The organism is Leisingera sp. ANG59, from assembly GCF_013317235.1.
Taxonomy (GTDB): domain Bacteria; phylum Pseudomonadota; class Alphaproteobacteria; order Rhodobacterales; family Rhodobacteraceae; genus Leisingera.
In genome coordinates this window covers 1-10,847 of record NZ_WLCM01000077.1, presented here as the reverse complement: position 1 = coordinate 10,847, position 10,847 = coordinate 1, and the positions used below count along the sequence as shown (strand labels likewise).

Genomic DNA, 10,847 nt, shown 5'->3' with positions numbered 1-10,847 from the left:
CACCTGCTGGGAGGCAAAGCGGCGCAGCATCCCGGCAAAGGAGGGGTGCAGAGGTTCAACCGCCATGCGCAGCCGGTTCAGGTCCGCCATAGCACCGATGCGGACGGTGCTGTCGGTGACTTTGATGTCCTTCAGGTCCGTGCAGCCGTCAAGGAAGATCATCTGCGGCAGGTGGCGCAGCTGCTTGGTGACCCAGAGGCCGACGTCGGTGGCGCCGGCGATCAGCGTTGCGTCCGGATTGGCGGCGTAAAGCTCTGCCAGTTCATCCGCCGATTGCGGCATCAGCGGCAGCGGGCCGGGCGCAACCGGGCGGTCGCCGCTGATCCAGTCCGGCACCGGGGCGTCTGCGGCGGCCTGCGCGGCGCGGATGATCGGGGCGTAGCCGGTGCAGCGGCAGAGGTTGCCGGCCAGCTGGTCGTCGAAATCCGTGGCGCCGTTGGTATGGGCGGTCACCATCGACATGATGAACCCCGGGGTGCAGAAGCCGCATTGGCTGCCGTGATGATCCACCATCGCCTGCTGGACGGGGTGCAGGGTTCCGCCGGGGCCTGCGGCGCCCTCGACGGTGCGGACGGATTTGCCGTTGAGCTGCGGCAGGAATAGGATGCAGGCGTTCAGCGCCTTGGCGCCGCGTTCGTCGGTGACCATGACGGTGCAGGCGCCGCAATCGCCTTCGTTGCAGCCTTCCTTGGTGCCGGTAAGCCCTTTTTCCTCCCGCAGCCAGTCCAGCAATGTTGCTGACGGGTCTGCGTCCGGAATGCGGACCTCTTCACCATTCAGACGAAAGGTGAGTGCCATCTTCCCGATACCGCCGCTTTACCCTGTTGACCCGATGTGCCGCCCCCTCGATGCGGCGCAGAGGGGGAAGCGGGCTGTTTTTTTGCTTGCTGACAACAGCCTAGGGAGCAGGCCGTTGCCAAAGCAAGGAAAACCCATGCTGCGGTGCAGTATTCTGCGGAGCAAGAATATTGCGGGCGATGCGGGTAGGGTGTTAATATTTATGCGTTTTATCCGCATCTTTGCGGTGGCTTTACGCGCCTGCGGCGAAAGAGTTTCAACAATATGGATAAAATGCAGGGTTCACCGCACCGGTTTTGGCGGGTGTTCGGCGCGCAGATCGCCCTTTCAACCCTGCGTGTCAATAAGATAGCGTGGCGGCATGACAAGCTCTCCCCGATTCATTCACCTGCGCACCCATACCGAATACTCGCTGCTGGAAGGCGCCGTGCGGCTGAAGAAGCTGCCGGACCTGTGCAAGAAGCACGAGATGCCCGCGATTGCGGTGACGGACACCAACAACCTGTTCTCGGCGCTGGAGTTTTCGGTGTCCGCAAGCGGCGCCGGGGTGCAGCCGATCATCGGCTGCCAGGTGGATCTGCGGTTCACCGAGCCGGCGCCGGGGGAACGGCCTAAGCCGCCCGCGCCGCTGGTGCTGCTGGCGCAGAGCGAGGCGGGCTATGAGCATCTGATGAAGCTGAACTCCTGCCTGTACCTGCGGCAGGGGGGCGAACTGCCGCATGTGACGCTGGAAGAACTGGAAGAGAACGCGGGCGACGTGATCTGCCTGAGCGGCGGGCCGGACGGGCCGGTGGGGCGGCTCTTGCGAATGGGGCAGCGGCCCGCTGCGGAAACGCTGATGCAGCGGCTGAAGGCAATTTTCCCCAACCGCCTGTATGTGGAGCTCCAGCGCCATCCGGGCGAGCACGGCCAGCCGGAGGCGGAAAAGCAGACCGAGCGCGGCCATGTGGAGATGGCCTATGCCATGGACCTGCCGCTGGTCGCCACCAATGACGTCTATTTCCCCAGCACGGAAATGTTCGAGGCCCATGACGCGATGATCTGTATCGCCGAAGGCGCCTATGTCGATCAGGTGGAGCCGCGCCGCCGCCTGACCGCGCAGCATTACTTCAAGAGCCAGGAGGAGATGGTCGCGCTGTTTGCCGACCTGCCGGAGGCGATTGAAAACACGGTGGAGATCGCCAGACGCTGCGCCTTCATGGCGTACCGGCGCGACCCGATCCTGCCGAAATTCGCCGATGACGAGGTGGCCGAACTGCGCCGTATCGCCAACGAGGGCCTGCAGCAGCGTCTGGCGGTGATTCCCCATGCGGTGAGCGTGGAGGAATATCAGGAGCGGCTCGATTTCGAGCTGGGCATCATCGAGGGGATGGGGTTCCCCGGCTACTTCCTGATCGTTGCCGACTTTATCCAATGGGCCAAGGACCACGACATCCCGGTGGGGCCGGGGCGGGGCTCGGGCGCGGGCTCCCTGGTGGCCTATGCGCTGACCATCACCGACCTTGATCCGCTGCGCTACTCGCTGCTGTTCGAACGTTTCCTGAACCCGGAACGGGTGTCGATGCCGGACTTCGACATCGACTTCTGCATGGACCGCCGCGAGGAAGTCATCAAATACGTGCAGGAGAAATACGGCCGCGACAAGGTGGGGCAGATCATCACCTTCGGCGCGCTGCTGTCCAAGGCGGCGGTGCGCGACATGGGCCGGGTGCTGCAGATGCCCTATGGCCAGGTGGACCGGCTGTCCAAGCTGATCCCGGTCGAGGGCGTGAAGCCGATGTCCATAGCCGACGCGCTGAAGGAAGAGCCGCGCCTGAGCGAGGAGGCCCGCAACGAGCCGGTGGTGGACCGGCTTTTGACCTATGGCCAGCAGGTGGAGGGGCTTTTGCGCTCCGCGGGCACCCACGCGGCGGGCGTGGTGATCGGCGACCGGCCGCTGGATGCGCTGGTGCCGCTCTACCGCGATCCGCGCTCTGATATGCCCGCAACCCAGTTTAATATGAAATGGGTGGAACAGGCAGGGCTGGTGAAGTTCGACTTCCTGGGCCTCAAGACCCTGACGGTGATCCAGAATGCGATGGACCTGATCTTCCAGTCGGGTCGCGACCTGCATATCGCCGCCGATGGCACCCAGCTGTATGAGCCGCCGGAGGGGGCGGAGAACCAGATCAACGCCATTCCGCTGGACGACAAGGTCACTTACGACCTTTACTCCCGGGCCAAGACGGTGGCGGTGTTCCAGGTGGAATCCACCGGCATGATGGATGCGCTGAAGCGCATGAAACCCACCTGTATCGAGGACATCGTGGCGCTGGTGGCGCTGTACCGTCCCGGCCCGATGGAAAACATCCCGGTCTATTGCGAGGTGAAAAACGGCCAGCGCGAGATCACCTCGGTTCACCCGCTGATCGACCATATCCTGGAAGAGACCCAGGGCATCATCGTCTATCAGGAGCAGGTGATGCAGATCGCCCAGGTGATGGCGAATTACACGCTCGGCGGCGCCGACCTGCTGCGCCGGGCGATGGGTAAGAAAATCAAGGAGGCGATGGACGCCGAACGCCCGAAGTTCGAGAAGGGCGCGGCGGAGAACGGCGTCGACAAGAAGAAGGCTTCTGAGGTTTTCGACCTTCTGGAGAAATTCGCCAACTACGGCTTCAACAAATCCCACGCGGCGGCTTATGCGGTTGTGTCGTACCAGACCGGCTGGCTGAAGGCGAACCACCCGGTGGAGTTCATGGCGGGCGTCATGAACTGCGATATTCACCTGACCGACAAGCTGGCGATCTACTTCGAGGAAGTGAAGAAGGGGCTGGGGCTGAAATACGTGCCGCCCTGCATCAACCGCTCGCTGGCGACCTTCAATGTGGTGAACGGAGAGCTGGTCTATGCGCTGGGCGCGCTGAAGAATGTCGGCTTGGACGTGATGCGGCTGGTGGCTGAGGCGCGCAATGAGGACGGCCGCGAACGTCCCTTTGTCAATGTCTTCGACTTTGCCCGCCGGGTGAACCTCAAGAAGGTCGGTAAGCGGCCGTTGGAAATGCTGGCGCGGGCCGGAGCGTTCGATCAGCTGGATTCCAACCGCCGCCGGGTGTTCGAGAGCCTGGGCGCGCTGGTCGATTACTCGGCCGCGGTGCATGACCAGCGGAATTCGAACCAGGTGTCGCTGTTCGGCGAGGCGGGCGAGGACTTGCCGGAGCCGCGTCTGCCTTCGGTGCCGGACTGGCTGCCGGCCGAGCGGCTGAGCGAGGAGTTCAAGGCGATCGGCTTCTACCTGTCAGGCCACCCGCTGGACGACTACATGCCAGCGCTGAAGCGCAAGGAGGTGATGACGCTGGACGAAGTCACTGTCAAGGCCGAGCGCGGGCCGTTCATGGCCAAGATGGCCGGTGTTGTGGCCGGGCGGCAGGAGCGCAAGTCGGCGCGAGGAAACCGGTTTGCCTTTGCCCAGCTGTCGGATCCTTCGGGCGCCTTTGAAGTCACGCTGTTCTCTGAAGTGCTGGAGAAGTCCCGCGAGTTCCTGGAAACCGGCGCCAAGGTGGTGATCACCGCCGAGGCGACGATGGAGAGCGACCAGCTGAAGCTGCTGGTGCGGTCGGTCGGGCCGGTGGACAGTGCCATTGCTGACGCCGGGCGCAGCAGCCTGCGGGTCTACCTGAGCGATGCGGCGGCGGTGGGCACCGTGGCGCAGGTGCTGGAGGACGCCAAGGCAGCGGCCCGCAATGCCTCGCGCGGCGAGGTCTTCATGTACCTGCAGGACCCCGGCCTGCCCGGCGATGTGGAGATGGATCTGGGCCAGCCTTTCCCGATCAACCCGCAGATCAAGGGCGCGCTGAAGTCGCTTGACGGGGTGATGGATGTGGAGGAGATTTGAGGGTGTCATTCCCTCGGCGCGGCATGAAACTCGAAAAGAACCTCCGGAAAAGGTTCGCAATTGCAAGGGGCAGGGGCTTGTGGCACGGCCTCCATGGCGGGTACGCCAAGCGCGGTGCGCGCGTTCACGATGGCAATGCAAATTTGAAGCTCGGCTATCTATCGGTCGAAGGCTCGAGCAATGGGCCTCTGTCCCAGCAGTTTCACGCAGTGCTACTTTGTCTCGACGCGGCTGCGGCGGTGGTATCCGCTGCACCGCAGCCATAGGGAACGGCCCAGGTATTCAGATGCGGGCACGGCTTCGTTGCGCGCCATGGCTCCGGGGATAACTGCTTTCAAAGGCTTCGCGTTCTTGCGAGGCGGGATGAGAGCTTGAGCGCCGCGACCGGCGATGGCGCCATAGCATTTGCGTGTGCCATAGGCTCCGTCGGCGGCCAGTGAGACTATCTCCTCGTCTGCCGGGATCTGGTCGAGCAGGTCGGTCAAGACTGGTGCATCGCCGATATGCCGCCCATTGATCTCCACTGCGTGCACCTTCAGCGTCTGCTCGTCGGGGCCAAGGTGCAGCTTGAACCATAAGCAACGTTTTGGAGGCGCTCTTGGAAACCTGCTGGAAACGATTGCAGGAAGTACACAAACAGAAAAGCCACCGCCCTCAGGGAGCAGTGGCAAACTTTTGGTGGTCAGAATTGCAATTTAAGCTGGACAAATTGCAGAATGATGTGAGCTTTCACAATCATCTACAATTCCGCTGCCTCACCCGCACTTGTTATAAGCCATATGCTTACTCAACTTAATGAATGAATGTATTTCATTCAATGGCTTAGCTGACTGTTCAAGCAATATGCATTACGCTTATCAGATTTTGCGGGTGTCCAGTTATCTATTAAATCATTGAATGACAGCTATAAACCGAGTGCGGCGTGTCAGTCGGGGTCGCAGATCGTCCCATGCGCAGATTCCGCAAGAGGAATCTGTCCCGGATCGAACGCTGCGGATCGAGCCGCTTGTCTCGATCCGCTTCACGCTTTCGATCCGCGCATGTGAGCCTTTCGGTCTGCTTGACAGGGCCGTCATCGGCTTGGGCTTCGCCCTTGCCGCCGAGCCTACGGCCCGACGACAAGGCCATCATCAGCCGCTGTCGCCCCTGTCAACCCCGCCGGCCATGTCTGCAAATTGCGTTGGTCGGCTGTGCGGACAAAAGCGGTCATACCCGATGCTTGACGTCACACCTCAAATGACCAACTATCCGGTTGTCCGTCCGCACCAACATCCTGGTCAGGCCGTTCTGAACCCGGCGCCAAGGTATCTCCAGGCGCTGGAATAGACGCTTCGGAACAAGCGTCAGAATATCATCCCACATAGAAAAGAAGAAGGAGTCTGAGACGATGATCTCAGCCGAATATTGTCGCCTTATGTCCCGCTATAATACCTGGCAGAATACCTCATTGGTAACCGCCGCTGACGGGCTCACCGAAATCGCGCGACACAAGGATCGGGGTGCATTCTTCCAATCAATAGCTGCCACCTTGAACCACTTGTATTGGGCTGACGCCCTGATCTTGCAGCGATTGAAAGGAAACGAACGGCCGGAGAAAACCATTACGCATTCCCTGACCAGCCCATCGGATTGGAACGAGTTCAAAGCTCTGCGTTCCAAGCGCGATGAGGAAATCGAAGAGTGGGCAGCCCGACTGGGCGACGCTGACCTCGACGGAATGGTTGTTTGGTATCCAGGCGATGGCTCAACTTACATCGAGAAACCAAAGACTCTTTGCGCCGCAGAGCTCTTTAATCACCAGACCCACCACCGGGGGCAGGTCCACGCAATGCTAACAGCAGCAGGCGCAGAGACAGAGCCAACCGACCTGTCAATGTTGCCGTAGTTTGCACGCGAAGGGCTCACTGCCGCCTTGCGGCGCCGCGGCGACCAGGCCATCGCTCTGGAGGACCAGAGCGCATCTCGGGTGCTTCAGGGTATGACGGGAGCCAGCCCCAAAGCGGACCTCAGGCCTGAAGGTACGAAGGGCTAGGCTAAGCGCTGTTCTAGCAAATCAATTAAGTTCAATAGCGTGTCGTGCGCTTCAAGTATCTGATGTTCCAGGTAGATTTCTTCGCCGCCATCTAACTTAACAATGACCTGACTAACGCCGCCAAACCTGCCTTCTCCGAAGCGTCCAAGACCATAAGCCTTAGGTTGTGATACGATCTGCTCTGATCGCTTAACCTTTGGGTTTCCCCGCGTCAAAACCGAATGCTTATTAGCCTTTGCTACGTCGCGGATGACGCCGAAACCGGAACAGCTCTCGGCAATACGGTGCCGAAAAGTGCTGTCATTTGGATCTGACGGATCACCACACCTGTGCCATCCTAGCAGGTCGAACGGGTTAATGTTGTGCTCTACAGCCTGTTCATAAATTTGCGCCGCAAGGGCATCTAGTACGGTCACCGCTAAGAAAGCTCGCCGTAGGCAGGAAAAATCTGCATCGAACTCAGCAAGTGTGGGTTCAACTATTTCATCGTTAAATTTACGGGCATCAGTCATGGCACCTTAAGTAAACCCTTACATTCCAAACCGCTAGCACGGACGCGCTTTCGACGCCCATGCCGGGTCCAGCGAGTGTGGAAAGCCAGCCCGGAGCGGTCATTGGCGCGGGGCGCCACGCAAAAGATGCTGCCAGTGCGTGAAATGCTGACCGGCTTCCCAAAAGCGGCCATTGAACCGCCTTGGCGGGCTGCCTTTTATGCTGGGGTCAGCAACAGGGGCAGAGGTGCGCAGAAAGCCGACGCAGGATCAGGATACGAGCGACCGTTTTTGTCTTGCCACCGTCGGCGTACCCGTGCGGCCATTTTCAGATTCCACAGGGTGATATGATCGGTATGTTGAAAAGCAATTAACTCGGAGACCTATTGATGACTTTGAAGCCACCCAGTCCCAATGATGGTGATGTAGGCCTGAGTGACTTCCGCGAAGCTGTAAAGCTCGCCCAAAAAAGTCTGAAGAACAAGTTTGACCGTGAATTTCACAGAAAAGAGTTGTCTCGATGGCAGAAGTACTATCGAACGCTGTCGGCCAAACGCCCGGAAGGCAGTGATAGTGCAATACACTACGCCAAACTTTCCAAAATCTGTGGTGAGCTCCTCGAAGAGTATGGACCTGAGCCACCATCTAAGAAGCGGCCCTCAAAGATATACGCCCCCGCCCCCCTGACATACCCCGCGTTTCCCGAAGGCATCACGCATAGACTCCATTTTTTGGAAGGACCGGGCATCAGGCGACAAAGAGCAATAAAGATGGCAGAATATGCCCCGTTCGTTTCAAGGCAGACATCAGGCATGGGCCGTGTTTTGCTGTCTGTTGGCCTTCCGTCGGATCAAGTCCAGCTCTTCGAAAGAATTGTCGAGACTATCGGTGATCTGATGGGGGGCGACCTGAAGAAGGCAGGCTTCGACATTGGTTACGAGATGCGGCCAGCGGGTGTGGAGCCAGGAGCATCTTGGCATCCGAACCCGTTACCTCCGGAACTGCCATGGGCACGCATAGTCTCCGACAATGGCAACGCACGCGGCTACACTTGGCAGGCGAGGGTCATGGGAGACGCCTATCTGGGGCACAACCAGGAGGGCGCGCCCAAGGACATTCCGGACATCACTGACGTGACATCATGGGACCCGGACGGAGACTGGTTCAATATACTGCAGCTAACAGACGACAACCGAGTGGAAGAAGCATTGCAGCTGGTTGAGAAGGTGCCCGGCGAAAAAAGAGAAATTCTGTTCGATGAAGTCGTTTACCTACGGTTCCTGACCTCTTCAGTGCCGCGAGCGGCTGACCTTATCTTTCTTTCCAGAAAGTATATCCGGAAATCTCTGATTTCCGAGCGGCTGGAAGAGGAGTTTTCCGTCTTTCAGGACTATCTCGATGCAGAGCTGCAGGCCGACCCTCCGCTGCTTGAGAACATTTCGCGCTTGGACCCTGATTTCGGGAGGCACATGCTCCCTCCTTGGCCACCCGCATCGGACTGGCCGGCCACGAAGGCGATGCTTTCAAGCTTTACTACGCCAGGCGGTCCCCGGGGACGCATATTCTCTGTCAATATCGACATAGGAGAGGGCAGCCTGGAACAGATATTCGCCAGCTACATGCTGGCAGCCGAAAACGCCTTTCGGCGGGACCGATCCATTCCAGAAATCGGCCGAGGCTGGGTATCTGAAGTAGCACTTCTGGACTTGGTGAGAAACTACTGGCCCTCTGCCGTCCACCAGTGGAGAGCAGGTTTCCTGGGCCTCCAGTCCGTTGATATTTTTGTTCCGGAAGAGAGGCTTGCCATCGAGTATCAGGGCCAGCAACATTACGAGGCTGTCGATCTGTTTGGAGGCCAGGAAGGCCTGATAGCGACCCAGGCCCGCGACGAGCGTAAGAGAAAGCTTCTGCGGTTGCACGATGTTAGGCTTCTGGAGTGGCCGTATGACGCTCCGATCCAAACTGAAGAACTCAGGGGGCGGTTGAGCGCGCTTGGGATACAAATCCCGGTCTAACCGACAGCTCCGGCAATGACCCCCTTATTGGCGAGCTGACGCCGATCCATTCGGGCGCCGTTGTGGCACCAGTTCGCCTCAAATACATGTGCTACACAAGCCGGACAAAGTTAGCTTTCGCTACTGTTGCGCCAACAGGGGGGCGGGAAGGCCCCGCGTCACCCAAACGTCGCGCGGGGCGTCCGAGAAACCTGCATCAAAGCTGACCAACACGATCTGAAGACATAGCCACCCCGCCGGCCTCTGTCAGCGCGGACATGCGCGCCCCGAGCGTCACCTCCCGAAGCAAGGCATTGGGCGGGCTTTTGATGGCCCTTTCGAATGCGTCGCGGTCGCCGACGAGAACGACCTGAGAGGCGGCGCGCGTCACCGCCGTGTAGACCAGCGTCCGATCAAGGATTCGGCTGCGGAATAGCGGCACGATGACGACTGGCCATTGCGAGCCTTGCGACTTATGCACAGAGATTGCGTAGGAAAGGTCGATCATCTCGCCGTCCAGCGGTCCGAGAGCGACTCTAGCGCCATCGATAACGGCGCGGACGTCGTTGCCGTCGACGGTTTCGATTCGACCAAGCGAACCGTTCATCAGGCCTCGTTCGTAGTCGTTCCGGGTCCAGATGATTGGGTCGCCTTCCGCCACTCCAGACCTACCCGGAAAGAACCTTGCGGCATTGCGGCGCGCCTCTACGCGCAAGTTGTGGAAGCGCCGGTTGATTGCTTCGATGCCAGCGACGCCGGCTTTCACAGGCGCGACGATCTGCATATCATCGCGGGCTACACCGTCCACTCGCAGTCGCGCTCCGATCTTGTGGATCTCGTCGAAGGCCGCTTCAGCGTCACAAGCGATGAACGAGACCCCGTCAGCCTTGCCGTCAAAGCGTGCAAGCGCCGGGCATGCGCCGCTGCGGATAGCTTCGGCAACGGCGGGAATACCGCTTTCTGCGGACTGGCGCATTACCCGGTCGAGTACGGTCTTGGGCGTTGTGTCGTCGTCTGCGAGGACGTGAAAGGTGAGCCCAAATCCGATCGGTGGGAGCTGTGCCGGGTCCCCGACGAGCATCAGCGACGCATCGCCGAGAGAGCGCACGATCCGCCACAGCATCGGTAAATCGATCATCGAAGCCTCATCGACTATCAAGATGGTGTCGGGACCCGGTGCGACAGACCCGTCCTTGACGCCCGCGAGGTAGCGCGCAACCGTCATGGCGCGGCGCCCGGTGGACTCAGACATGCGCTGCGCCGCCCGTCCTGAGAGCGCCATAAGGATCGGTCGGCGATTGAAGCGCTCGGCTACGTCGCAAACCCCTTTCAGGGACGTCGTCTTTCCTGAGCCTGCATACCCTGCAAGTACAGTGAGGCGGTGCTCGAACGCCGCTATGATGGCTTTGCGTGTGAATCGGCGTGCAAAATTGACCCACTTTGGTGGGTTATGAGCGAGTAAAATTGACCCACCTGTTTTCGTTAACATCCGCACTAAAAGTGCGGAGGAAAGAGCAGGTGTTACTGATGGAAAGCGTGTCGAAGATCCGACGATGGGTATTGGTTGAGGGACGCAGCATCCGGTCTGTTGCGCGGGCGACGGGATTATCGCGGAACACGATCAAGAAGTATCTGAAGGATGAGAGCCCGCCGAGCTA

At 59.7% G+C, this 10,847-nt stretch carries 7 protein-coding genes and 1 pseudogene; 4 read left to right on the top strand and 4 right to left on the bottom strand.

The genetic code is table 11. From position 1 onward, the window contains the following. A partial coding sequence (locus GKC28_RS25470; protein ID WP_174149742.1) for a 2Fe-2S iron-sulfur cluster-binding protein occupies positions 1-798 on the bottom strand: 798 nt, incomplete at its 3' end. Between the two features lie 361 nt (positions 799-1,159). On the opposite strand from GKC28_RS25470, the gene dnaE reads away from it, so the two are divergent. After that, the gene (gene dnaE, locus GKC28_RS25465) at positions 1,160-4,672 is read left to right on the top strand and encodes a DNA polymerase III subunit alpha (RefSeq protein WP_174149741.1); all 3,513 of its coding nucleotides are present in this window, start codon (positions 1,160-1,162) and stop codon (positions 4,670-4,672) included. Positions 4,673-4,677: 5 nt separating this feature from the next. Here the strand turns inward: dnaE and GKC28_RS25460 are convergent. Beyond that, a pseudogene (locus GKC28_RS25460) lies at positions 4,678-5,259 on the bottom strand (transposase); the annotation flags it as partial. 800 nt (positions 5,260-6,059) lie between these two features. Between GKC28_RS25460 and GKC28_RS25455 the strand changes: the two are divergent. Next, on the top strand, positions 6,060-6,557 hold the full coding sequence (locus GKC28_RS25455; protein ID WP_174149740.1) for a DinB family protein: 498 nt from the start codon (positions 6,060-6,062) through the stop codon (positions 6,555-6,557). A 143-nt stretch (positions 6,558-6,700) separates the two neighbouring features. On the opposite strand, the gene GKC28_RS25450 is transcribed toward GKC28_RS25455, so the two are convergent. Next, a complete protein-coding gene (locus GKC28_RS25450; protein WP_174149739.1) occupies positions 6,701-7,216 on the bottom strand; it encodes a hypothetical protein in 516 nt (171 codons plus the stop codon). A 368-nt stretch (positions 7,217-7,584) separates the two neighbouring features. Between GKC28_RS25450 and GKC28_RS25445 the strand changes: the two genes are divergently transcribed. Then, a complete protein-coding gene (locus GKC28_RS25445) occupies positions 7,585-9,210 on the top strand; it encodes a hypothetical protein (protein WP_174149738.1) in 1,626 nt (541 codons plus the stop codon). 196 nt (positions 9,211-9,406) lie between these two features. Here GKC28_RS25445 and GKC28_RS25440 read toward each other — a convergent pair whose 3' ends face one another. Beyond that, the gene (locus GKC28_RS25440) at positions 9,407-10,678 is read right to left on the bottom strand and encodes an ATP-dependent RecD-like DNA helicase (protein ID WP_174149737.1); all 1,272 of its coding nucleotides are present in this window, start codon (positions 10,676-10,678) and stop codon (positions 9,407-9,409) included. Between the two features lie 29 nt (positions 10,679-10,707). Here GKC28_RS25440 and GKC28_RS26625 point away from each other — a divergent pair. Continuing rightward, the coding region (locus GKC28_RS26625) for a helix-turn-helix domain-containing protein (RefSeq protein WP_368041129.1) at positions 10,708-10,847 on the top strand (140 nt) is incomplete at its 3' end.

Bases quoted from the DNA above. Each gene is read 5' to 3' on its own strand.
- GKC28_RS25450 (WP_174149739.1), bottom strand. From the start codon at position 7,216: ATGACTGATGCCCGTAAATTTAACGATGAAATAGTTGAACCCACACTT.
- GKC28_RS25440 (WP_174149737.1), bottom strand. From the start codon at position 10,678: ATGTTAACGAAAACAGGTGGGTCAATTTTACTCGCTCATAACCCACCA.
- GKC28_RS25455 (WP_174149740.1), top strand. From the start codon at position 6,060: ATGATCTCAGCCGAATATTGTCGCCTTATGTCCCGCTATAATACCTGG.
- GKC28_RS25445 (WP_174149738.1), top strand. From the start codon at position 7,585: ATGACTTTGAAGCCACCCAGTCCCAATGATGGTGATGTAGGCCTGAGT.
- dnaE (WP_174149741.1), top strand. From the start codon at position 1,160: ATGACAAGCTCTCCCCGATTCATTCACCTGCGCACCCATACCGAATAC.